The 21,912-nt window shown below is 66.9% G+C and carries 21 protein-coding genes and 2 pseudogenes; 14 read left to right on the plus strand and 9 right to left on the minus strand.

Annotated elements, in window-relative coordinates:
* Positions 1 to 38: 38 nt before the first annotated feature.
* From MYXE_RS06500 to MYXE_RS06510, 3 genes and pseudogenes are all read left to right on the plus strand, one after another.
* Positions 39 to 1,670 carry a long-chain fatty acid--CoA ligase gene (locus MYXE_RS06500; protein WP_003920591.1) on the plus strand — a complete coding sequence of 544 codons (1,632 nt, stop codon included), beginning with the start codon at positions 39 to 41 and terminating at the stop codon, positions 1,668 to 1,670.
* Between the two features lie 78 nt (positions 1,671 to 1,748).
* Positions 1,749 to 2,609, plus strand: coding sequence for a class II glutamine amidotransferase (locus MYXE_RS06505; RefSeq protein ID WP_085196957.1), 861 nt, complete (start codon positions 1,749 to 1,751; stop codon positions 2,607 to 2,609).
* Between the two features lie 10 nt (positions 2,610 to 2,619).
* Positions 2,620 to 3,476, plus strand: a pseudogene (locus MYXE_RS06510) (patatin-like phospholipase family protein).
* Positions 3,477 to 3,491: 15 nt separating this feature from the next.
* Here MYXE_RS06510 and MYXE_RS06515 read toward each other — a convergent pair.
* Both MYXE_RS06515 and MYXE_RS06520 read right to left on the minus strand, forming a co-directional pair.
* Positions 3,492 to 4,580 (minus strand): patatin-like phospholipase family protein, encoded by a 1,089-nt coding sequence (locus MYXE_RS06515; RefSeq protein WP_112649965.1) that lies wholly within the window; start codon positions 4,578 to 4,580, stop codon positions 3,492 to 3,494.
* A gap of 65 nt (positions 4,581 to 4,645) precedes the next feature.
* On the minus strand, positions 4,646 to 5,128 hold the full coding sequence (locus tag MYXE_RS06520; RefSeq protein WP_003920587.1) for a lipoprotein LpqV: 483 nt from the start codon (positions 5,126 to 5,128) through the stop codon (positions 4,646 to 4,648).
* Between the two features lie 71 nt (positions 5,129 to 5,199).
* Between MYXE_RS06520 and MYXE_RS06525 the strand changes: the two genes are divergently transcribed.
* Together MYXE_RS06525 and MYXE_RS06530 are read left to right on the plus strand one after the other, a co-directional pair.
* Positions 5,200 to 5,748 carry a cupin domain-containing protein gene (locus MYXE_RS06525; protein ID WP_112649964.1) on the plus strand — a complete coding sequence of 183 codons (549 nt, stop codon included), beginning with the start codon at positions 5,200 to 5,202 and terminating at the stop codon, positions 5,746 to 5,748.
* The gene (locus tag MYXE_RS06530; protein WP_003920585.1) at positions 5,745 to 6,125 is read left to right on the plus strand and encodes a rhodanese-like domain-containing protein; all 381 of its coding nucleotides are present in this window, start codon (positions 5,745 to 5,747) and stop codon (positions 6,123 to 6,125) included. Before MYXE_RS06525 ends, MYXE_RS06530 begins: the two co-directional genes overlap by 4 nt.
* Here MYXE_RS06530 and MYXE_RS06535 read toward each other — a convergent pair.
* Complete coding sequence (locus MYXE_RS06535; RefSeq protein ID WP_085196961.1) at positions 6,112 to 6,894, minus strand: enoyl-CoA hydratase; 783 nt, start codon at positions 6,892 to 6,894, stop codon at positions 6,112 to 6,114. The genes MYXE_RS06530 and MYXE_RS06535 overlap by 14 nt on opposite strands.
* A gap of 11 nt (positions 6,895 to 6,905) precedes the next feature.
* The gene (locus MYXE_RS06540) at positions 6,906 to 7,943 is read right to left on the minus strand and encodes an enoyl-CoA hydratase/isomerase family protein (RefSeq protein ID WP_003920583.1); all 1,038 of its coding nucleotides are present in this window, start codon (positions 7,941 to 7,943) and stop codon (positions 6,906 to 6,908) included.
* A gap of 202 nt (positions 7,944 to 8,145) precedes the next feature.
* On the opposite strand from MYXE_RS06540, the gene MYXE_RS06545 reads away from it, so the two are divergent.
* On the plus strand, positions 8,146 to 8,997 hold the full coding sequence (locus tag MYXE_RS06545) for a Bax inhibitor-1/YccA family protein (RefSeq protein ID WP_003920582.1): 852 nt from the start codon (positions 8,146 to 8,148) through the stop codon (positions 8,995 to 8,997).
* 68 nt (positions 8,998 to 9,065) lie between these two features.
* Here MYXE_RS06545 and MYXE_RS06550 read toward each other — a convergent pair whose 3' ends face one another.
* Both MYXE_RS06550 and MYXE_RS06555 read right to left on the minus strand, forming a co-directional pair.
* Positions 9,066 to 10,283, minus strand: coding sequence for an acetyl-CoA C-acetyltransferase (locus tag MYXE_RS06550; protein ID WP_085196963.1), 1,218 nt, complete (start codon positions 10,281 to 10,283; stop codon positions 9,066 to 9,068).
* 137 nt (positions 10,284 to 10,420) lie between these two features.
* On the minus strand, positions 10,421 to 11,392 hold the full coding sequence (locus MYXE_RS06555) for an SGNH/GDSL hydrolase family protein (RefSeq protein ID WP_085196965.1): 972 nt from the start codon (positions 11,390 to 11,392) through the stop codon (positions 10,421 to 10,423).
* Positions 11,393 to 11,640: 248 nt separating this feature from the next.
* Between MYXE_RS06555 and MYXE_RS06560 the strand changes: the two genes are divergently transcribed.
* The 5 genes from MYXE_RS06560 to MYXE_RS06580 all read left to right on the plus strand — a co-directional run bounded on the left by MYXE_RS06560 (position 11,641) and on the right by MYXE_RS06580 (position 16,726).
* Positions 11,641 to 12,714: an alpha/beta hydrolase fold domain-containing protein gene (locus tag MYXE_RS06560; RefSeq protein WP_085196979.1), complete on the plus strand. Its 1,074-nt coding sequence runs from the start codon at positions 11,641 to 11,643 to the stop codon at positions 12,712 to 12,714.
* A 58-nt stretch (positions 12,715 to 12,772) separates the two neighbouring features.
* On the plus strand, positions 12,773 to 14,167 hold the full coding sequence (locus MYXE_RS06565) for a cystathionine beta-synthase (protein WP_085196967.1): 1,395 nt from the start codon (positions 12,773 to 12,775) through the stop codon (positions 14,165 to 14,167).
* Positions 14,168 to 14,323: 156 nt separating this feature from the next.
* Entirely contained in the window at positions 14,324 to 14,992 is a 669-nt protein-coding gene (locus tag MYXE_RS06570; RefSeq protein WP_332102223.1) for an RDD family protein, read from the plus strand.
* Between the two features lie 56 nt (positions 14,993 to 15,048).
* On the plus strand, positions 15,049 to 15,498 hold the full coding sequence (locus MYXE_RS06575; RefSeq protein WP_085196969.1) for a TM2 domain-containing protein: 450 nt from the start codon (positions 15,049 to 15,051) through the stop codon (positions 15,496 to 15,498).
* 46 nt (positions 15,499 to 15,544) lie between these two features.
* A complete protein-coding gene (locus MYXE_RS06580; protein ID WP_003920574.1) occupies positions 15,545 to 16,726 on the plus strand; it encodes a cystathionine gamma-synthase in 1,182 nt (393 codons plus the stop codon).
* Between the two features lie 46 nt (positions 16,727 to 16,772).
* Here MYXE_RS06580 and MYXE_RS06585 read toward each other — a convergent pair.
* The 3 genes and pseudogenes from MYXE_RS06585 to MYXE_RS06595 form a co-directional block, all read right to left on the minus strand.
* Positions 16,773 to 17,434 (minus strand): annotated as a pseudogene (locus tag MYXE_RS06585) (GOLPH3/VPS74 family protein).
* A gap of 44 nt (positions 17,435 to 17,478) precedes the next feature.
* Positions 17,479 to 17,970, minus strand: a complete 492-nt coding sequence (gene greA, locus MYXE_RS06590; protein ID WP_003920572.1) for a transcription elongation factor GreA — start codon at positions 17,968 to 17,970, stop codon at positions 17,479 to 17,481.
* 239 nt (positions 17,971 to 18,209) lie between these two features.
* A complete protein-coding gene (locus MYXE_RS06595; protein ID WP_085196973.1) occupies positions 18,210 to 18,644 on the minus strand; it encodes a DUF4307 domain-containing protein in 435 nt (144 codons plus the stop codon).
* A gap of 112 nt (positions 18,645 to 18,756) precedes the next feature.
* Here MYXE_RS06595 and mca point away from each other — a divergent pair, with 112 nt between their 5' ends.
* Genes mca through MYXE_RS06610 form a run of 3 tightly spaced genes read left to right on the plus strand, consistent with a single transcriptional unit; the run spans position 18,757 to position 21,911 of the window.
* The gene (gene mca, locus MYXE_RS06600) at positions 18,757 to 19,626 is read left to right on the plus strand and encodes a mycothiol conjugate amidase Mca (protein ID WP_085196975.1); all 870 of its coding nucleotides are present in this window, start codon (positions 18,757 to 18,759) and stop codon (positions 19,624 to 19,626) included.
* Positions 19,626 to 19,907 carry a hypothetical protein gene (locus MYXE_RS06605; protein WP_085196977.1) on the plus strand — a complete coding sequence of 94 codons (282 nt, stop codon included), beginning with the start codon at positions 19,626 to 19,628 and terminating at the stop codon, positions 19,905 to 19,907. The genes mca and MYXE_RS06605 overlap by 1 nt, the downstream gene beginning before the upstream one ends.
* Before the next feature lie 9 nt (positions 19,908 to 19,916).
* Entirely contained in the window at positions 19,917 to 21,911 is a 1,995-nt protein-coding gene (locus MYXE_RS06610) for a thioredoxin domain-containing protein (protein ID WP_003920567.1), read from the plus strand.
* The last annotated feature ends 1 nt before the right edge of the window (position 21,912 follow it).

Genomic DNA, 21,912 nt, shown 5'->3' on the forward strand with positions numbered 1-21,912 from the left:
ACACCAAGCGATGCTGCGAACGGTAAGGCGGTACGTCGATGCAGAGCACCATGCAGCAATTCCCGCTGACGATCACCGCGATTCTGAGGCACGCCAGCGGCGTCCACGGCGCCCGCAAGGTCACTACCGCCACCGGCGACGGTTATCGGGAGTGCACTTACCGTGAGCTCGGCCAGCAGGCGGCCCAATTGGCGCATGCGTTACGCGGTCTGGGCGTCACCGCAGACCAGCGCGTCGCCACGTTCATGTGGAACAACACCGAGCACCTGGCAACCTATGTGGCGGTGCCGGCGATGGGTGCGGTGCTGCATACCCTCAACGTCCGGCTCTTCGCCGACCAGGTGGTCTATATCGCCAACGAGGCCGAAGACCAAGTCGTGCTGGTCGACACGTCGTTGGCACCACTGCTCGCCCCGATCCTGTCCCGCCTTCCGACGGTGCACACCGTGATCGCGGTCGGAGACGGAGACACCGCGCCCCTCGAGCAAGCCGGCAAGACCGTGCTGCGCTACACCGATGTCATCGCCGGCGAGCCGACCGAATTTGCCTGGCCGGACATCGACGAGTATTCAGCCGCCGCGATGTGCTACACCAGCGGCACCACCGGCCATCCCAAAGGCGTTGTCTACAGCCACCGTTCGAGCTTCCTGCATACCATGGCGGCCTGCACAGCCAACGGAATCGGCGTCGGGTCCAGCGATTGCGTGCTGCCGATAGTGCCGATGTTTCACGCCAACGCGTGGGGGCTGCCGTATGCGGCGCTGATGGCCGGCGCCGATCTGGTGCTGCCCGATTGCCACCTGGATGCTGGGTCGCTGATCGACATGATCGAGACGCTGCGGCCCACGGTCGCCGGTGCGGTCCCCACCATCTGGAACGACGTCCTGCATTACTTGGCTAAGGATCCCGACCACGACTTGTCGTCGCTGCGGGTGGTCGCCTGCGGCGGTTCGGCCGTCCCGCTTTCGCTGATGCGCACTTTCGAGGAAAAGCACGGCGTCCAGATCCGCCAGCTGTGGGGGATGACCGAAACATCGCCGATGGCCACCATGGCATGGCCCCCGCCTGGAACCCCGGACGAGCAGCATTGGCCGCTGCGCGCCACCCAGGGCCAACCCGTGTGCGGGGTGGAGGCCCGCATCGTCGACGACGATGACAACGTATTGCCCAATGACGGCAAGGCCGTCGGCGAGCTGGAGGTTCGTGGTCCGTGGATTGCCGCGTCCTACTACCGCGGGCACGACCAGTCGAAGTTTGCATCCGGATGGTTGCGGACCGGCGACGTGGGCCGCATCGACGAGCGGGGCTTCATCACGTTGACCGACCGGGCCAAGGACGTCATCAAATCAGGCGGGGAGTGGATCTCGTCGGTCGAGTTGGAGAACTACCTCATCGCGCACCCGGACGTGGTCGAGGCCGCGGTCGTCGGCGTACCCGACGAGCGCTGGCAGGAGCGGCCCCTGGCCGTTGCGGTGCTCAAAGAAGGTGTCCCTCCCGATGCCGCGGAGCTTCGAAAATTCCTGGCGGACAAAGTAGCTCGATGGTGGCTACCGGAACGGTGGACGTTCGTCGACCAGATTCCGCGCACCAGCGTGGGCAAGTACGACAAGAAGGCTATCCGGGCGCGCTACGCCGAGAACGGATACCAGGTCATCGAGGCGCGAGAGTAGGGGAGCAGACGCTGACGCCCCCATTTCGGCGCGAAATTGGGGGCGTTAGCGTCTGCTCACCACAGGAAGGCGACCAGCATGTGTCGACTCTTCGGACTGCACGCCGGGACGAACGTCGTGACCGCCACGTTCTGGCTGCTCGACGCTCCCGACAACCTGGCCGCTCAGAGCCGGCGGAACCCGGACGGCACCGGGCTTGGGGTCTTCGACGGCCACGGCCGTCCCGACGTCCGCAAGCAGCCGATAGCGGCGTGGCAGGACGCCGATTTCGCCACCGAAGCCCACGAGATGACCGGCACCACCTTCGTCGCTCACGTGCGCTACGCAACAACCGGGGCGCACGACGTGCTCAACACCCATCCGTTCGTGCAGGACGGACGCATCTTCGCCCACAACGGTGTGCTTGAGGGTCTGGACGTGCTCGACGACCGGCTCCGCGAGGTCGGTACCGCGGACCTTGTGTTGGGCCAGACCGATTCGGAGCGGATGTTCGCGTTGATCACCGCGTCGATCCGCGCGCGTGGCGGTGATGTGTCGGCTGGCCTAATCGACGCCATGCAATGGCTGGCGGCCAACGTGCCGATCTATGCGGTCAACGTGCTGCTGAGCACGGCCACCGATGTGTGGGCCCTGCGTTACCCCGAGGCGCACGAGCTCTACCTGTTGGACCGCCGCGAATTTGTACCGGGTACGGGATTCCACTTGCGCACCAACCGAATTCGCGCACGCTCAGAGCACTTGAGCGCCGCTCCGTCGGCGGTGTTCGCCAGCGAGCCGATGGATGACGACCCGCGGTGGGACCTGATCGCGCCCGGGGAGCTCGTCCATGTCGACGCCGCACTGCAGATCACCCGCGATATGGTGCTCCCCCACCCGCCCCGCTACCAGCTGCGCCGCGACGACTTGAGTTCGGCGGCGCAGGCAGCGCAGCACACGTGACGCGGTGAACATGGCAGCCAAACGCGCACTGGTCCTGGCAGGCGGAGGGATAGCCGGAATCTCCTGGGAGACAGGCGTTTTGCAAGGAATCGCCGACCAGGCGCCGCAGACGGCACGGACGCTGCTGGACTGCGATGTGCTGGTGGGGACGTCGGCCGGTTCGGCGGTGGCGGCGCAGATCAGCAGCGGTTCGGCCCTCGACGAGTTGTACGCCCGGCAAATCGCTCCGACATCAGCCGAACTGGACCCGGGTGTCGGCGTCGAAACCATCACCGAGCTTTTCTTCAACGCCATCACGAAACCAGGAACAACGCGGCAGAAGCTGCGACGGATCGGGGCGATCGCGGCGGCGACCGATACCGTGGCCGAGCCGGTCCGTCGTGAGGTAATCGCCGGCCGTCTGCCGTCGCACCACTGGCCGGACCGCGACTTGCGCCTGACCGCTATCGACATCGTCACTGGCGAACGCGTTGTATTCGACCGTGAGTCGGGCGTGGACCTGGTTGACGCGGTCGCCGCCAGCTGCGCGGTGCCCGGGGCGTGGCCACCGGTGACGATCGGGGAGCGGCGCTACATGGACGGCGGGGTCGCCAGCAGTGTCAACCTCGACATCGCCGCCGACTGTGACGTGGCGGTGGTGCTGGTGCCCTCCAGTGGGGCGGCGCCGTCGCCGTTTGGCGCCGCCCGGGTGCCGAGGTCGCGGCCTTCCACGGAGCGGCATTCGGTGTGTTCGCCGACGACGACTCGCTGGCTGCGTTCGGAGCCAACCCGCTGGACCCGCGCTGCCGGGTGGCGTCGGCGAAAGCAGGGCGGGCACAAGGCCGGCGAGACGTTGCCGCCCTCACCGCTTTCCTGGACGGCACCTAGCAGCGCTGCCCGCGGTCAGCTCTCGCTAGCCGGCGGAGCCGGGTCGTCGACGTTCAGGCTATCCAGCGCGTCGATGGCCAGTGTGCGGCCGACCTCGATCACCTCGGCAGCCCGGTGGAATTCCAAGCCGCGGCAGACGGTTCGGGGCACTTCGATCAACAAATCGGGCGGATAGGCAGCCAGTGTGTGGCGCGCCAGCGCGGCCTGGGCAATGTCGATAGTGCGGTTCATGACCTCAAAGCTGCCCAGCTTCGGCACCTCGGCCGGCGCCTCCGCAAGGTCGGTCGGCTCTTCGCCGGCCGCGATCTCCGGCTCGTCATCGGGTGCGGGAAGCGATGCGCCGAACCGGCTGAGCACCGCACGCGCCGTCGGCCGGTCCAGCAGCGACCGGGCGGCATTGGCGTCGAACAGTGCCGAGGTGCTGCGCACCATCCGGTTCAGCCACTCGGTGGTGGCACGTGGTTCCGGCTCGCGAGCGCCGTCGGCCTCGCTGCCGCTCAAGCTCACCGCGATGGTCAGGTCGGCGTTGACCGCGGCGATCGGGGCCATCGGCAGCGGGTCGAGAATCCCGCCGTCGGCCAAGAGCCGCCCGTCGACGACGTGCGGTGCGATGACGCCCGGAATCGCAATGGAAGCCCGGATGGCCTCGTCGACGGGACCGCGCTGCAGCCACACCGACTTGCCGGCCAGCAGGTCGGTGGCCACCGCGGTGTAGGGGATCGGCAGCTGCTCGATGGTGGCGTCGCCGAGGATGTCGCGCACCGCGTCGAGGATCTTTTCGGCCCGCAGCACTCCGGCGGCGGTGATCGAGGGGTCCAGCAGCCGCAGGATGGCGCGTTGCGTCAGCGACCTCGCCCAATCGGCGAATTCATGCAGCTTGCCCGCCGCCTGCAGACCCCCCACCAGCGCACCCATCGACGAACCCGCGATCCCGACGATCTGGTAGCCGCGCTCCTGCAGCTCGTTGATCACTCCGATGTGGGCGTATCCGCGCGCACCGCCGCTGCCCAGCGCCAGTGCCACGCGCGGCCTCGGCGAGCTGCCCACCCGAAGCGCGGCCGGCTGGAATGCGGCGCGCGAGCGCACCGGGTCGACGACAGGCATCACTTCATTGTGCGCGCGGCCGCTTTTCTTTCAGGCGTGATTCGAACTGCGCCGCACGCTCACCGTCAGCCACACTGGTCGTCGGCGGCCGCTTGGACCGCGACGATCACCGCCGCCTGCTGGCCCGGCGTCAGCTGCGCCCACGGCCGGTTGAACGTGCCCTTGCCGGGCTTCGCGGCCGGCGACTGCAGGGTTGCCAGATACGGCTCGATCTGCGCGTGCGGGTCGCCGCCACGACTGGTCATCCACTGCTTGGCGGCGCGGCAGGCCAGGGCGTATTCGTCCTGCGACGAGTCAGCGGGCACGTCGACCTTGGTGGTGACCCCGCCGGGTGAGACGCCGATGGCACCGGGCGGCGGCGGGCTGGTCGCCGGCAAGGGCTCCAATGTGGCGGGCGGAGGTGCGGTGTCCTGGCGGTCGGCTGAGGCGCAGCTGGCAATCATCGGAAACCCGACGACCGCAAGGGTGACCCAGACCAGTGAGCGATATCGACGCCAGCGCACGGTGTCAATGTATGCAAGGCTGGTTGCCGTGATGGAGCGCGCCATGGTTCTGGAGTGTTGTCGGCCCTAACGTCGCGCCGACCCCAGATCCGTCCATCTGTCCCCGGAGTTCTCACATGGTTCTCGCCAGCCCTGCCGCGTTGCGGACAGCCAGCTTCCCGTCGGTTTCCGGCCCCACCCGGTTGCGGGTGCCGGACCTGTTGCATGCCACGGATCGGGCCGCCGACAACGTGCTCAGCGGTGACTACGACCACCTGCTGCCGTCGGCTGGGGTGCCCGCCGACGACCGCTGGTTCAGCCGCATCCATGGTGACGACGAAATCGACATCTGGCTGATCAGCTGGGTGCCCGGGCATGCCACCGAGCTGCACGACCACGGCGGGTCGCTGGGGGCGTTGACGCTGCTGTCCGGGTCTCTCGACGAATTCCGTTGGGAGGGCGACCAATTGCGCCGTCGGCGGCTGCACGCGGGCGATCAAGCCGGGTTCCCGCTGGGCTGGGTGCACGACGTGGTGTGGGCTCCGCCGCCGGTCGGTGCGCCGGTCGGCCCCACCCTGAGCGTGCATGCATACTCGCCCCCGCTGACCGCGATGTCGTACTACGAAGTCACCGAACGCAACACGCTGCGCCGCCGGCGCACCGAATTGACCGACCGCGTGCCATGACCAGCCGGATAGATCGGATGCTGGGTCGCGCCCGGGCCCGATTGTGCCGGCTTACCGCCGAGCAGGTGCCCGGCGCGATGCGCCGCGGCGCCGTGCTCGTCGACATCCGTCCGCAGGCCCAGCGCGCTGTCGAAGGGGAGATCCCGGGCGCGCTGGTCGTCGAACGCAACGTCCTCGAATGGCGATGTGATCCAACCAGCGACGCCCGGCTGCCCCACGCTGTCGACGACGACGTCGAGTGGGTGATCATCTGCTCGGAGGGCTACACGTCGAGTCTGGCGGCGGCCGCGCTGCAAGACCTCGGTCTACGCCGGGCCACCGATGTGGTCGGCGGCTTTCGGGCGCTGGTGGACGCCGGTGTGCTCAACGATGCGTGAAGTTCGCGGGGCGCTTCTCGATGAACGCCGCCATGCCCTCGGACTGGTCGCTGGTCGCGAAAGCTGAATGGAATAGCCGGCGTTCGTAGAGAAGTCCTTCGGCGAGGGTGGATTCGAAGGCGCGGTTGACGGCTTCCTTGGCCATTCGGGTCGCCGACAACGACATTTGCGCGATGGTGGCGGCGACCGCCTTGGCCTCGGTGAGCAAGTCGTCGGCCGGGACGACACGCGACACCAGGCCGCTGCGCTCGGCCTCGGCCGCATCGATGGTGCGGCCGGTCAGGATGAGGTCCATGGCCTTGGCTTTGCCGATGGCCCGTGTCAACCGCTGGGAGCCGCCCATGCCGGGCAACACGCCGAGCTTGATTTCGGGCTGACCGAATTTCGCTGTGTCGGCGGCGATCAGCAGGTCACACATCATCGCCAGCTCGCAGCCGCCGCCGAGTGCGTGCCCGGCCACCGCGGCGATCGTGGGGGTGCGCACCGCGGCCAGCTTGGCCCAGGTGGCGAAATAGTCGGCGTCGAACACATCGGCGAACGTTAGGCTGGCCATTTCTTTGATATCCGCACCGGCGGCAAATGCTTTCGCCGAACCGGTGATGATGATCGCGCCGATATCTGGGTCTTCGTCGAAATCCGTTGCCGCACAAGTAACTTCATTCATCATCTGGCTGTTGAGCGCGTTGAGCGCCTGCGGCCGGTTCAGCGTGATGGTGCCGACTCGTCCGTCGCGTTCGACCAGGATGGTTGCCCAGTCTTTTTCGGTCATGTGCTGCCTTTCTAGAACTTCAGATCGTCGTCGACGGGTGCGAAGTAGGCGTCAACGTCGGCTGGATTGACCTCATCGAGCGACGCGGGTGACCACTTCGGGCTGCGGTCTTTGTCGATCAGTTGGGCGCGGATGCCTTCGATCAGATCGTGCGAGCGCAGCGCAGCGCACGACACCCGGTAGTCCTGAACCAAAACGTCCTCGAGCGTGTCCAGTTTTGCCGCGCGGCGCACCGCCTCCAATGTCACCGACAGCGCGATGGGCGAGCGGGTGGCGATCAGCTCGGCGGCGTCGTTGGCGGCTGCGGCCTCATGGCCGCGCAGCGCAGCGACGATGTCGGCGACGGTGTCGCCGGCATAACACTCGTCGATCCAATCCTGCTGGGCTGCAAGGCTGCTGGGTGGTGGTTCGACGGCATGGTCGGCGAGCGCCTGTTCGACGCCGTCGGTGACGATCGCGCGGGTGAACGCGCCCAGCATGGCGTGCGGCACGTAGTGGTCGGCGAATCCCATTGCGATGGCGTCGGCGCCGGAAAACGGCGCGCCGGTCAGTGCGGCGTGCAGGCCCAGCGATCCCGGCGCCCGCGACAGCAGGTACGTGCCGCCGACGTCGGGAATGAACCCGATGCCCACCTCCGGCATCGCCATTTTCGTCGTGTCGGTCACCACCCGGGTGTTGGCGTGCGCGCCCACCCCGACACCACCGCCCATCACGATGCCGTCCATCAGCGACACATACGGCTTGGCGAAGCGGCCGATCTGCGCGTCGAGCAGGTACTCGTCGCGCCAGAACCGCCGTGCCGCAACGCCATCGGCGCGGGCACTGTGGTAGATCGCCACAACATCGCCGCCGGCGCACAACCCCCGCTCGCCAGCCCCTTCCAGAACGACGCTGCGCACAGCGTCGTCGTGTTCCCATTCGCTGAGAACTGCGCTAAACGCGTTGACCATGGTCTGGGTCAGCGAGTTGATCGCCTTGGGGCGGTTGAGGGTCACGATGCCGACACCGTCGTCGATGCGGGTCAAGATCTCGTCGGATTCGCCCGTCACGCGCGTGGTCTCCCCTCGTGTCGCTTCATGCACGCCAAGACTGATCAGCAATCTAGATCGTTGCCCTCGACGGGGCGCCCGCGGGTAAGGTTTAGCTGGACAGCGACGTCAGGACATCCCAGCCAGGGAACCCGGTCGAACCGCTGATCGTTGTCCAGGTGTTCGCACAGCTCGAAGCCACAGCTCAAGAGAGGATCCGACGGTGCGGGAGACTAGCAACCCGGTATTTCGTTCCTTGCCGAAGCAGCGGGGCGGATACGCGCAGTTCGGCACTGGCGCTGCCGGCGCCGCAACACAGTACGGGTACCAGACGGACCCCTATGTGGCTCCGTACGACCAGCGGACCGGTGTTTCCCGTCCGCTGACTATTGACGACGTCGTAACCAAGACCGGTGTGACGCTGGCGGTGCTGTCGGCCGTTGCGATTGCTTCGTACTTCATGGTGGCGGCCAACCTTGCATGGGCCGCGCCATTCACCTTCATCGGCGGGTTCGGCGGATTGGCCCTGGTGCTGATCGCCACCCTGGGGCGCAAACAGGACAACCCGGGGATCGTGCTGACCTACGCCGCACTGGAGGGTCTGTTCCTCGGTGCCATCTCGTTTGTGCTGGCCAACATCGCGGTATCGTCCACCAGCGCCGGAGCGCTGATCGGACAGGCGATTCTGGGCACCCTCGGGGTGTTCTTCGGCATGCTTGTGGTTTACAAAACCGGCGCCATCCGGGTCACCCCGAAATTCACCCGCATGATCGTTGCCGGGTTATTCGGCGTGCTGGCCCTGATGATCGGCAACCTCGTTCTGGGAATGTTCGGTGTCGGCCACGGTGAGGGCCTGGGCCTGCGCAGCGGCGGACCATTGGCGATCATCTTCTCGCTGGTCTGCATCGGTCTCGCGGCGTTCAGCTTCCTCATCGACTTCGACGCGGCGGACCAGATGGTGCGCGCCGGGGCGCCGGAAAAGGCCGCGTGGGGCATCGCGCTCGGCTTGACCGTGACCCTGGTCTGGCTCTACATCGAGATCCTGCGTCTGCTCAGTTACCTGCAGAACGACTAGCCGTTACCACGCAAGACCGGCACGCCAAGCGACGTGCCGGTCTTGCTGTGCGCGGGTCGCTGCGGCCGTCAGCTGAGCCGCTCGATGATCATTGCCATGCCCTGGCCGCCGCCGACGCACATGGTTTCCAGGCCGAGTGTCTTGTCGTAGGTCTGCAGGTTGTTCAACAGCGTGGCGGTGATGCGCGCGCCGGTCATGCCGAACGGGTGGCCCAGCGCGATCGCCCCGCCGGAGACGTTGAGCTTGTCCTCGTCGATACCCAGCTCGCGAGCCGAGCCGATCACCTGGACCGCGAAGGCTTCGTTGATCTCGAACAGGTCGATGTCGCGCAGCGACATTCGGGCATTGGCCAGGGCTTTCTTGGTGGCTTCGATGGGCCCCAAGCCCATGATCTCCGGTGAAAGCGCGCTTACCCCGGTGGCCACGATACGAGCCAGGGGTTTGAGCCCGAGCTCCTTGGCTTTGGTGTCGCTGGTGATGACGACGGCGGCGGCGCCGTCGTTGAGCGGGCAGGCGTTGCCTGCGGTGACGGTGCCGTTGGGCCGAAACACCGGTTTGAGCTGGCTCACCTTTTCGTAGGTGGTGCCCGGCCGGGGGCCGTCATCGACGCTGACCGTGGTCCCATCGGGAAGGGTGACCGGCTCGATCTCGCGCTCGAAGAACCCGCTCTTGATCGCCTCCTCGGCCCGATTCTGGCTGCGCACGCCCCAGCGGTCCTGGTCTTCGCGGCTGATCCCGGTCAGCAGAGCAACGTTTTCCGCGGTCTGGCCCATCGCGATGTAGATGTCTGGCAATGCCCCGTCGGCGCGTGGATCATGCCATTCGTCGGCGCACTCGGCCGCTGCGGCGGTACGTTGCTGAGCCTCGGCGAAAATCGGGTTCTTGGTGTCCGGCCATGAGTCCGACGTGCCTTTGCCGAATCGCGACACGGTTTCCACACCGGCGGAGATGAACGCGTCGCCCTCGCCGGCTTTGATGGCATGAAAAGCCATCCGCGTGGTTTGTAACGACGACGAGCAGTAGCGGTTGACGGTGGTGCCCGGCAGGAAGTCATAACCCAGCTGTACGGCGACGACACGGGCGATGTTGAACCCGGACTCACCGCCCGGCTGCCCGCAGCCCATCAATAGGTCGTCGATCTGGTGGGGGTTCAGCGCGGGTACCTTGTCGAGTGCAGCGCGCACCATCTGGGCGGCAAGGTCGTCGGGCCGCATGCTGACCAGCGATCCCTTGGCGGCGCGGCCGATCGGTGAGCGGGCAGTTGACACGATGACGGCTTCCGGCACGATCGGCTCCCTCCAACGGATGCGGGTTGGATCCCAGTGGTCCGGCTTACGTTGCTTGGCCAGGCTAAAGCGAATCTAGCGCGACGACGATGCGGGCCGCGGAGTGGCCTGAGGAGGAGTCGTGCCATGGTTGGGGGTTAGCCGCCGGTCGGCACGACGACGGGTGCGGGTACACCGGTGGTGGGCCGCCGCCACAGCCGCGACACGATCCGAAGACGGGCCCGACCCAGACCGGTTCTCGCCGAACCGGATGTCGACTGCAGCTCGGCCGCCAACCCGCCCGTCGACTCGCCGAGGGCGGAACACAACGCCGGCAGCAGTTGATCGGCCACGAGCGCATAACCCGCCGCCGAGGGGTGGTAGCGGTCTTCGGAGAACAACACGTCGGGTGAGCGCCGGAAATGGGGCACCAGCAGATCCGCCAGCGGCACTGGCACGCCTCCGGCAGCTCGAACAGCGGCGGCCTGGGCGCGCGCCAGCCGCAGGCCGCGGGTGCGCGCCAGCCAGCGCAGCGGCTGCGGGATCGCGGTGATCACTCCGAAGTCGGGGCAGGTGGCAACGACGACGACGGCACCACTGGCACGCAACCGCCACACGGCCGCGCCCAGCCGGCGCGCCGAAGGCCCGATGCCGTTGAGGGCGGTAACGTCGTTGGCGCCGATCATGATCACCGCCGCGTCCGGTGGTGGTCCGGCCACGAACATCGCGTCAACCTGGCCGGACAGCCCTTTGGAGGTGGCGCCCACAATCGCCTTCGTGCTCAGTCGGACCCGTTTGCCGGTGCGTTCGGCAAGCGCACGCGCAAGCAGCACGCCGGGAACTTCGTCGGCGGTCCGGCAGCCGTAGCCGGTCGCCGTCGAATCACCGAAAACCATCAGGTGTAGGTCGAAGAGCACGCCACGATGCCACCGCTCGACAGGCCCGCCGCCGGGGGTGTACACGCCGTCAGCGCGTGGCGGGGGATCCCAGGCTTTCGGAATGACGCTGCGCGCCTGCCGCGCTTGGCCGATCAGCAGGTTGCGTGCGCCCAGGTAGGCGGTTCCGGTCGACGCGAGTGCACCCGCTGCGGCCAGCGCGATCAGCGATCGACGTGGCGCGCGTATGTCCACGTCCTTAGTTTAAGGCGCTCCCGACCGCCGACCCGGGAAGCGCGGGCCGCGGCGATCACAGCCCGGATCAGATGTGGTATCGAATCGGATTCTTTGACTGTTGACGTTAGTAAGAGTGTCAAGCTAAGTTTGCGAGGTTAGCTGGGCGCCCCAGGTGGGTACACACGAAGATGGCGAAGATGAACCGGCCGCTCCGCTACCTCGTCGACATGCTGTACCGCACTACAACGGCGTAGGAAGTGTTGAGCATGACCGCACCCAGCAAGGTATCCGGATCGCCCCGAGATACGCGACCTGGTCCATCTGTGCGCGGAGCGCTCGCGCTCCGCCCACTCCCGCGCCGATTTGCTGTCAGCGACGGCGTTCCCGTCGAAGTCATTGAAACCGGCCCCAGCTTGCCGGGCCGGCTGCTGTGGCTCGCGTCGCGGCTGACGATCCGTCCCGTGTTGGCGATCGGCAGCCGTGCGCCGCATGTGCGGTGGCCGTTCGGTGTGATCGACTTCACGTGCCGGGTCTTGCTGCCGGCGCCCGTCACCGTCCGCACCACAATTGATTTGCCGCACGCCACAGCGCAACTGGTGCGTGCACCTGGGGTGCTGCCTGCTGACGGCAAGCGGCGGGTGGTGCTCTACCTGCACGGCGGCGCGTTCTTGACATGCGGGGCCAATTCGCACAGCAGGGTGGTCAATGCGATCTCGCGCTACGCGGATTCGCCCGTCCTGGTGGTCAACTACCGGCTGATCCCCAAGCACTCCGTCGGAATGGCCCTCGACGACTGCCACGACGCGTACCGTTGGCTGCGCCGGCGTGGGTATCAGCCCGACCAGATCGTGCTGGCAGGCGATTCAGCGGGTGGCTATCTGGCGCTGGCACTTGCGCAGCGGCTGCAGAAGCTCGGCGAGGAACCGGCGGCCATGGTCGCGATCTCGCCACTGCTGCAGCTGGCCAAGGAACCCAAGCAGGCACATCCCAATATCAAGACCGACGCCATGTTCGCGTCGCGGACATTTGACGCGCTGGTCGCGCTGGTTGCCAGCGCAGCCGCCAGGCACGTCGTCGATGGCAAGCCCGAAGAACTCTGCGAGCCGCTGGACGAACTCGAACCCGGACTACCGCGCACCTTGATCCACGTGTCCGGCTCCGAAGTGTTACTGCACGACGCGCGACTAGCGGCTCGGCGGTTGGCCGCCGTGGGTGTGCCGACCGAGGTGCGCATCTGGCCCGGGCAGGTTCACGACTTCCAGCTCGCGGCCCCGCTGGTACCGGAGGCGACGCGCTCGCTGCACCAGATCGGCGAATACATCCGCGAAGCCACCGACTGAGTCGACGTCCCGGCCGAGCCGTTGCGTGCACATCCAAACCGCCTGAGACGATGACTGCATGCGGATTGCTGGGCACATCAGTGAGCTCATCGGCAACACACCACTGGTCCGACTGAATTCTGTCGTGCCGGCAGGGGCCGCGACCGTGGTCGCCAAGGTCGAGTACCTCAACCCCGGGGGCAGTGCCAAGGACCGGATCGCGGTCAAAATGATTGACGCCGCCGAGGCCAGCGGTCAACTCAAACCGGGTGGCACCATCGTCGAACCGACCTCGGGCAACACGGGTGTCGCGCTGGCCATGGTGGCCCAGCAGCGGGGATACAAGTGCGTGTTCGTCTGCCCCGACAAGGTCAGTGAGGACAAGCAGAACGTGCTGCGGGCCTACGGGGCCGAAGTCGTGGTGTGCCCGACGGCGGTGCCACCCGACCACCCGGACAGCTACTACAGCGTGTCCGACCGGCTGGTCACCGAGATCGACGGCGCCTGGAAGCCGGACCAGTACGCGAATCCCGACGGGCCGGCAAGCCATTACGAGACGACTGGACCGGAAATCTGGGCCGACACCGACGGCAGGGTCACACACTTCGTGGCCGGGATCGGCACCGGCGGGACGATTACGGGCGCGGGCCGTTACCTCAAGGAGGTGTCCGGGGGAGCGGTGCGGGTGATCGGCGCGGACCCGGAGGGGTCGGTCTACTCGGGCGGGACCGGACGGCCTTACCTGGTCGAGGGTGTCGGCGAAGATTTCTGGCCGGCGGCCTATGACCCGACCGTGCCCGACGAGGTGATCGCGGTGTCCGACGCGGATTCGTTCGAGATGACCCGGCGGCTGGCTCGCGAGGAAGCCATGCTGGTCGGCGGGTCGTGCGGGATGGCGGTGGTGGCCGCTTTGAAGGTGGCTGAGGATGCCGGACCGGACGCGCTGATTGTGGTGCTGCTGCCCGACGGCGGCCGCGGTTACATGTCGAAGATCTTCAACGACGCGTGGATGTCCTCCTACGGCTTTTTGCGCAGCCGCCTCGACGGCTCGATGCAACAACCCACCGTCGGCGACGTGTTGCGCGGAAAGTCCGGCGCACTGCCCGACCTGGTGCACACTCATCCATCGGAGACCGTCCGCGACGCGATTGGCATCTTGCGCGAGTACGGGGTTTCCCAGATGCCCGTCGTCGGTGCCGAGCCGCCGGTGATGGCCGGCGAGGTCGTCGGCAGCGTGTCTGAACGCGAACTGCTATCAGCCGTTTTCGAAGGGCGCGCCAAGCTGGCCGACGCGGTCAGCCTGCATATGAGCCCGCCGCTGCCGATGATCGGAGCCGGTGAGCTGATCACCGCCGCAGCCAAGGCGCTGCGCGACGCCGATGCGCTGATGGTGGTGGAAGAAGGCAAACCGGTCGGCGTCATCACCCGCCATGACTTGTTGGGTTTCCTGTCCGAGGGTCCACGGCGTAGGTAGCGAAATCGGTGTCAGGCAAATTAACTCGGCTAGTAATTCAACGGAGAGGTTGGTCCTCCTGGTCGCCCTGTCGCCGACGACCGCTTGCGCGGATCGCTCGTCGGGTACCGTAATGCCGCCGAGTGCAGGTCAGCCCATGTCCATGGAAGGCGTCTCGTGACCGACCAACCCGCCCCGCCGCCCGGCGGCCCTGATCCGCAGCATCCCGCCCCAGGGGGCTACCCGCCTTCGCCGCCCGGTGGCGGGTACCCGCCGCCCCCACCGCCTTCCGGGGGATTCGTGCCGCCACCGCCCGGCCCGGTGATTCGCGGTTTGCCACCGCACGCCTACACCTCGTGGGGCACCCGAGTCCTGGCTTCCATCGTCGACTTCGTCCCCTACGCGATCATCATCGCTATCGGCTGGCTCGTGCTGGTTGGCACGGAACAGACGGCATGCATCGCCGACATCTCGCGATACGCCGTCGACCAGGTCTGTGCCAGCAGCTATTCCGCGGTGGGTATGACGACGTTCTGGTTGGCGGTGCTGGTGGGTTTGGCCTACCTCATCTGGAACTACGGCTACCGCCAGGGCATGACCGGCTCAAGCATTGGCAAGACGGTGATGAAGTTCAAGGTGGTAAGCGAAAATACCGGCCAGCCAGTCGGATTCGGGGTGTCCATCGCGCGTCAACTCGCGCATTTCATCGACGCGATCATCTGCTACATCGGCTATTTGTTGCCGCTGTGGGACGCGAAGCGGCAAACCATCGCCGACAAGATCATGTCGACGGTTTGCCTGCCGAGCGAACCCCGGGCCGATACCATGCCACCACCGACACCGTGAACGCGCGATGACCATCCGTGGATCGCACAGCAAGAGCAAAGGACACCGTCGGTAACATGTCGACACCGCCTGGGCCACCTGGCCAACAGCCGGAATGGCGGGAGCCCAATCCGTACGGCTTTCCGAACCCTGCCGTGCCGCCGGCGTCCTGGCACCCGGGCTATTACGGTCAGCCGTACGGCTATTCCGGGTACCCCGGGTACGCGGTCGATCCTCAAGCGCCATATGGGCGTGATCCCGCCACGGGACTGCCGTTGTCCGACAAGTCAGCGGCCGCTGCTGGCTGCCTGCAGTTGTTTGTCGGCATGCTCGGTGTCGGCCGCTTCTACATCGGTTCGGTGGCAGTTGGCGGAATTCAGTTGGCGCTCACCATTATTGGTCTGATACTGACCATCGTCTTCGTCGGGTTCCCCATCTTGTTCGGGGTCGCGATATGGGCCTTTGTCGACGCGATCATGATGTTTACCGGAGCGGTTCCTGACGCTCACGGTCGCAAACTGCGCTAGCGGTCCATGCGACCGCGATTCGTTGACCTCACTAGGCTGATCGTCGATGAGCCAACAGCGCAACACCTCCGGTGACGGCGACAAGCGTCGCGTGCACGGGCTCGCTACCAGGGCCATTCACGCCGGCTACCCACCGGACCCTCTGACCGGCGCGGTCAACCCTGCAATCAATACCAGCAGCACGTTCGCGCAAGACGGCGTCGGCATCCTGCGCGGAGGATTCGACTACTCCCGATCCGGTAACCCAACGCGAGCAGCGCTGGAAGCGGCGCTGGCCGCGGTCGAGCAGGGCAGGTTCTGCCGCGCGTTCAGTTCCGGGATGGCGGCCACCGACTGCGCGTTGCGGGCGTTGCTGCGCCCGGGCGACCATGTGGTCATCCCCGACGACGCCTACGGCGGTACTTTTCGGCTGATCGACAAGGTTTTCACCGAATGGGGTGTGGACTACACGCCGGTAGCCCTTGCCGATCTCGACGCGGTGCGCGATGCGATCACTCCGCGCACCCGACTGATCTGGGTGGAAACGCCGACCAATCCGCTGCTATCGATCGCCGATATCGGGGCGATCGCCGACATTGCGCGACCGCGCTCAGTAAAAGTGTTGGTGGACAACACGTTTGCTTCACCGGCGGTGCAGCAGCCATTGGCGCTGGGCGCCGACGTTGTGCTGCATTCGACCACCAAGTACATCGGAGGACACTCCGATGTCGTGGGCGGTGCGTTGGTCACCGACGACGAAGAGCTCGATGCGGCGTTCGGCTTTCTGCAAAACGGCGCCGGCGCAGTGCCGGGCCCGTTCGACGTATACCTGACACTGCGCGGCCTGAAGACGCTGGTATTGCGGATGCAGCGGCACAGCGAAAACGGCGCGGCGGTCGCGCAATTCCTCGCCGAGCATCCGGCGGTCGGCACTGTGCTGTATCCGGGTCTGCCCAGTCATCCTGGCCATCAGGTCGCTGCGCGGCAGATGCGCGGTTTCGGCGGGATGGTCTCCGTGCGGATGCGGGGCGGGCGCAAAGCAGCCGAGAAGTTGTGCGTCAACACCAGAGTGTTCATTCTGGCCGAGTCGTTGGGAGGGGTGGAGTCACTGATCGAGCATCCGGCCGCAATGACACATGCGTCGACGGCTGGTTCGCAGCTCGAGGTTCCCGACGACTTGGTGCGGCTATCGGTGGGCATCGAGGATGTCGCCGACCTGCTGGCCGACCTCGAGCAAGCCCTGGGCTAGCTGCACGCCGCGCGTTGCGTGCTCGCGCCACCGCCGGGCGAGGGCGTCACGTCAACGCGGAGCGGATCGCCGCCGTCGTCACCGCCAGGTTGACCTCGGGCAGGCCCGGCTCGTATTCGTTCACCCAGCCGCCGCTGGCGATATCGCCGGCACGGTGGAGGACCCAGACCCAGCCGCGGTGGTCGAGGCTGAACACTGCGCCCAGTCCGTTGACGGCGTGCAGCAGCGAGATGATCGTCGCCGTCGCCGGATCGGGACACTGCCGGTCGAACAGCGCCGCCGTTATAGCCGCGCGTGTTTGCGAGACCCGGCCACGGTCAGTCAACCGCCAGCCATACGTCGGCTTGAATCCCTTGGCGTATAACTGGACTCGCCGCACTTGACCGCCACGTTCGAGCTGCGAGAGCACAATGGCCGGGGTTTCGCGGCGCAGTTTGGCTATCGCCGCGGCGGGGCTTAGGGGCGGCGCAGCAACAGCTGCAGCGCCGGCGCGACCACCGGATCGCCCGGGTCGGGACCGGTCAGCACCAACAGTCGTCGGGCTTGTACCGGGTCGCCGTCGACCGCCGGGCGAATCCGGCAGGCGTACGCCAAATCCAGCAGCACCGCGGCGGCCAGCAGGCGTCCGCGCCGTGTCCGATCCAACGCCGGCTGTCCCGACGCATTGTCGAGCAGCAGCAACAACAAGTCCTCGGCGATCCTCGCCATGGCGGGCCCGCGATACCGCCCGGTTCCCCGACCCTCGCTTTGCTCTAGGCGCGGTATGGCTCCGCACTGACCAATGTCACCTTGACGGTATTGCCGTTGGGCACCTTGTAGGTGCGGCTCTCGCCGACCTTCGCGTTCAGCAGGGCAGCGCCCAGCGGCGAATTCGGTGAGTACACCTCGAGCTTGCCGTCGTTAAGTCCTTCCTGCCGGGTGGCGATCAGGAAGGTCTCGGTGTCGGACTCGTCGTCGTTGTAGTAGACCTTCACCACCGAGCCCGGCAACGCCACCCCGGACTGCGTGGGCGCTTCGACCTTGGCGTTGCTCAGCAGGTCCTGCAGCTGACGGATGCGGGCCTCTTGCTGCCCCTGCTCCTCGCGAGCGGCGTGATACCCGCCGTTTTCGCTGAGGTCACCCTCCTCGCGGCGGGCGTTGATTTCCGCGGCGATGACCGGACGGTTCGCGATCAGTTGGTCGAGCTCGGCCTTGAGCCGGTCATGTGACTCCTGGGTCAACCAGGTCACCTGAGTGTCCGTCATCTCGTCGCGCTCCTTGTGTCGTCGTTTCCACGATATTCGCGTGGGCAAGGCTTTCGGTTCGCTGCCGCGCAGGCGGCTTCACCGCGCGTGCGCCGCGCTGTGCCGCGTATGTCGCGCTAATGCAGCAATACACGGTCCCAGCGGGAACCGTGTACTCAAACATGGTACCACCGCCACACCGTCCGCTAGTCAGGTTTGGACGGCCGCCGCTTTGCTCCGATGCGGCAACAGCAGTGTGGTTACGAGGGCCGCAGGTAGCTGGGCACATCGGTGCCGCAACCGTAGACGTCGCCCATTCTCGGCGGCCGAAAGGATTTCACGATCGTCGTCACTTGCACGGTGACCCGGTCCGACGGCGGGATCAGCACTTCGCGCCGGCCCGTCTCACTGCCGTCTTTCGACCGTGCTCGCACGATGCACTCAGCTGGACGCGACGGGTCCGGGCGCGTCACGTTGATCGTCACCGACACCGTCTCGTCGTCGATCAGGCGGTAGCCGGCCAGTGTGCCGGTCACGTCGCGGTTGCCCAACCGCTGATAACCGATGACCGCGATGAGGACACCGGCGGCGACCACCAACAACGCCAAGACGATGACGACACCGCGGCGCGACCAGCCGGACAGCCGGGGACGCCCATAGCGGGTCTGGGGACGCAGGATACGGCCGTCGCTCATGTCGGTGTGGCGGGTCTGGTGGTGGGGTTTCGGGGCCGGGTGGACGGGATGGAACGATTAGAACTGGAACTATAGGAGCACCTCAGCCAAACCGCTGACAGACAGAGAGCAGGTGAGCCAACTGCGATTGATGGCGGTGCATGCCCACCCCGACGACGAATCCAGCAAAGGCGCCGCGACCCTCGCTCGCTACGCGGACGAGGGTCATCGCGTGCTGGTGGTGACGCTGACCGGCGGCGAACGCGGCGAGATCCTCAACCCCGCCATGGACCTGCCCGAGGTGCATGGACGCATCGCCGAAATTCGGCGAGACGAGATGGCCAAGGCCGCCGAAATCCTCGGCGTCGAGCACACCTGGCTCGGTTTTGTCGACTCCGGTCTGCCTAAGGGCGAACTGCCGCCCCCGCTGCCCGAGGACTGCTTTGCGCTGGTGCCGCTGGAGGTTTCCACCGAGGCGTTGGTAAGCGTGGTGCGGGATTTCCGCCCGCACGTGATGATCACCTACGACGAGAACGGCGGCTACCCGCATCCCGACCATATCCGGTGCCACCAGGTATCGGTCGCCGCCTACGAAGCGGCCGGAGATTATGCCCGCTTCCGCGACGCCGGGGACCCGTGGACGGTGTCCAAGCTGTACTACGTCCACGGGTTCCTGCGGCAACGGATGCAGGTGCTGCAGGACGAATTCGCCAGGCACGGTCAGGAAGGGCCATTCGAGAAGTGGCTGGCGCTGTGGGATGCCAAGCACGACGTCTTAGCCGACCGGGTCACGACACGCGTGCAGTGCTCGGCATATTTCAGCCAGCGCGACGACGCGCTGCGCGCCCACGCCACTCAGATCGACCCCAACGCCGACTTCTTCGCCGCACCGATCGAATGGCAGCAGCGGCTGTGGCCGACCGAGGAGTTCGAGCTGGCGCGCTCGCGGGTGCCGGTCAGCCTTCCCGAGACCGATCTGTTCGCCGGAATCGAGGCCGAGTAGTGTCCGAAGTCTGGCTCTCCGCGATTGTGGTGCTGGCCGACGACGCACCACGCCACACCGGCCCGGATTTCGGCAAGGCCAGCCCGATGGGCCTGCTGGTCATCGTGCTGCTGCTGCTGGCCACGGTGTTTTTGATCCGGTCGATGAACCGCCAACTGAAGAAGGTGCCCGAATCGTTCGACCGCGACAACCCCGAGCCCGACCAGGCCGCCGACGAAGGAACGCGCGACGTCGAGCGGCCCACGGATGAAAAGCGGCCGCCCCGTGAGCCCGACAGCTAGGACCGGGCGATGAGTCCCGCGGCCAACACCCTGGCCGGCGCAGCCAGCCCGTATCTGCGCCAGCACGCCGACAACCCCGTGCACTGGCAGCAGTGGACACCGCAGGCTCTTGCCGAGGCCGCCGAACGTGACGTGCCGATCCTGCTCTCGGTCGGCTACGCGGCCTGTCACTGGTGTCATGTGATGGCCCACGAGTCGTTCGAGGACGATGAGGTGGCGGCCGCGATGAACGCCGGCTTCGTCTGCATCAAGGTCGACCGGGAGGAGCGGCCCGACATCGACGGCGTCTACATGAACGCCACCGTCGCGCTCACCGGGCAGGGCGGCTGGCCGATGACGTGTTTCCTCACCCCTGACGGCAGGCCCTTTTTCTGCGGCACCTACTACCCGAAACACACTTTCTTACAACTGCTCTCCGCAGTGTCAGCCACGTGGCGCGACCGCCGTGACGAAGTCGAACAGGCCGCCGACCACATCGCACGCGAGCTGCGGGCGATGTCTTCGGGACTGCCCGCCGCCGGCCCGGAGGTAACGCCGGAACTCTGCGATCACGCCGTCGCCGCCGTGCTGCGCGACGAGGACACCGTGCACGGTGGTTTCGGCGGCGCACCGAAATTCCCGCCGTCGGCGCTGCTGGAGGCGTTGCTGCGGCACCACGAGCGAACCGGATCGCCGGCCGCGCTGCAGGCGGTGGAGCGTACCTGCACCGCGATGGCCCGCGGCGGCATCTACGACCAGCTGGCCGGCGGTTTCGCCCGCTACAGTGTCGACAATGCTTGGGTGGTACCGCATTTCGAGAAAATGCTGTACGACAACGCGCTGCTGCTGCGGGTTTACGCGCACTGGGCACGGCGCACCGGGAACCCGCTGGCGCACCGGGTTTCCCGCGAGACCGCCCAATTCATGCTCGATGAGCTGGCCGACGGAAATATGTTCACCTCGTCACTAGACGCCGATGCCGCCGGTCGGGAGGGCTCGACCTACGTGTGGACGCCGGGGCAGCTGCGCGAAGTCCTGGGTGACGACGACGGGCACTGGGCTGCTTCGGTTTTCGGTGTGACCGAGGCGGGCACATTCGAGGCCGGGGCCTCGGTGCTGCAGCTGCCGGCCGATCCCGACGACACCGATCGCTTCGAACGGGTCCGCGCCGCGCTGCTGGCCGCGCGTTCGACCCGACCCCAACCGGACCGCGACGACAAGATCGTCACCGCCTGGAACGGGCTTGCCATTACCGCACTTTCGGAAGCCAGTGTGGCGCTGGATGATCCGGGGTTGGCCGACGCGGCGGGGCGATGCGCCGCGGCGCTGGTCGGGCTGCATCTGGTCGACGGGCGGCTGCGACGGGCCAGCCTGGGCGGGCAGGTCGGCGAGAGCGCGGCCATTCTCGAAGACCATGCCATGCTGGCGACCGGGCTGTTGACGCTCCACCAGTTGACCGGGGACCCGGGGTGGCTGGCGACGGCTATCGAACTGCTGGACATTGCCTTGGCGCACTTCGCCGACCCCGACCAGCCGGGCCGCTGGTTCGACAGCGCCGACGATGCCGAGCAGCTGATGGCGCGTCCCGCCGACCCGACCGATGGTGCGACGCCGTCGGGGGCCTCGTCGATCACCGAAGCGCTGCTGACCGCCGCGCACCTGGTCGGTGGTGACCGCGCCGAGCGTTATCGGCAGGCCGCGGCCGACGCGCTGCGGGCGCACTCGCCGCTGCTGGCCCGCGTGCCGCGCTCGGCCGGGCATTGGCTGGCGGTCGCCGAGTCCGCGGTGCGGGGGCCGCTGCAGATCGCGGTGGCGTGCCAGACGTCGCGGTCCCCGTTGTTGGCCGACGCGCGCCGGCTGGCACCCGGCGGGGCGATCGTGGTTGGCGGGGAAGCGAACTCGTCGGAGTTGTTGACCGGCCGCGACCGGGTCGACGGCGTCGACGCGGCCTATGTGTGCCGGGGCCGGGTCTGCGACCTGCCGGTCACCACCACCGAGGACCTGGCCGCCGCGCTGGCACGGTAGC

The sequence above is a fragment of the Mycobacterium xenopi genome (assembly GCF_009936235.1).
Classification (GTDB): Bacteria; Actinomycetota; Actinomycetes; order Mycobacteriales; family Mycobacteriaceae; genus Mycobacterium; species Mycobacterium xenopi.

Coding starts and splice junctions, on each gene's coding strand:
- MYXE_RS06530 (WP_003920585.1), top strand. CDS start 5,745: ATGACCAGCCGGATAGATCGGATGCTGGGTCGCGCCCGGGCCCGATTG.
- MYXE_RS06535 (WP_085196961.1), bottom strand. CDS start 6,894: ATGACCGAAAAAGACTGGGCAACCATCCTGGTCGAACGCGACGGACGA.
- MYXE_RS06595 (WP_085196973.1), bottom strand. CDS start 18,644: ATGAGCGACGGCCGTATCCTGCGTCCCCAGACCCGCTATGGGCGTCCC.
- MYXE_RS06515 (WP_112649965.1), bottom strand. CDS start 4,580: ATGCCTGTCGTCGACCCGGTGCGCTCGCGCGCCGCATTCCAGCCGGCC.
- MYXE_RS06575 (WP_085196969.1), top strand. CDS start 15,049: ATGTCGACACCGCCTGGGCCACCTGGCCAACAGCCGGAATGGCGGGAG.
- MYXE_RS06500 (WP_003920591.1), top strand. CDS start 39: ATGCAGAGCACCATGCAGCAATTCCCGCTGACGATCACCGCGATTCTG.
- MYXE_RS06560 (WP_085196979.1), top strand. CDS start 11,641: ATGACCGCACCCAGCAAGGTATCCGGATCGCCCCGAGATACGCGACCT.
- MYXE_RS06520 (WP_003920587.1), bottom strand. CDS start 5,128: ATGGCGCGCTCCATCACGGCAACCAGCCTTGCATACATTGACACCGTG.
- greA (WP_003920572.1), bottom strand. CDS start 17,970: ATGACGGACACTCAGGTGACCTGGTTGACCCAGGAGTCACATGACCGG.
- MYXE_RS06565 (WP_085196967.1), top strand. CDS start 12,773: ATGCGGATTGCTGGGCACATCAGTGAGCTCATCGGCAACACACCACTG.
- MYXE_RS06505 (WP_085196957.1), top strand. CDS start 1,749: ATGTGTCGACTCTTCGGACTGCACGCCGGGACGAACGTCGTGACCGCC.
- MYXE_RS06610 (WP_003920567.1), top strand. CDS start 19,917: ATGAGTCCCGCGGCCAACACCCTGGCCGGCGCAGCCAGCCCGTATCTG.
- MYXE_RS06525 (WP_112649964.1), top strand. CDS start 5,200: ATGGTTCTCGCCAGCCCTGCCGCGTTGCGGACAGCCAGCTTCCCGTCG.
- MYXE_RS06580 (WP_003920574.1), top strand. CDS start 15,545: ATGAGCCAACAGCGCAACACCTCCGGTGACGGCGACAAGCGTCGCGTG.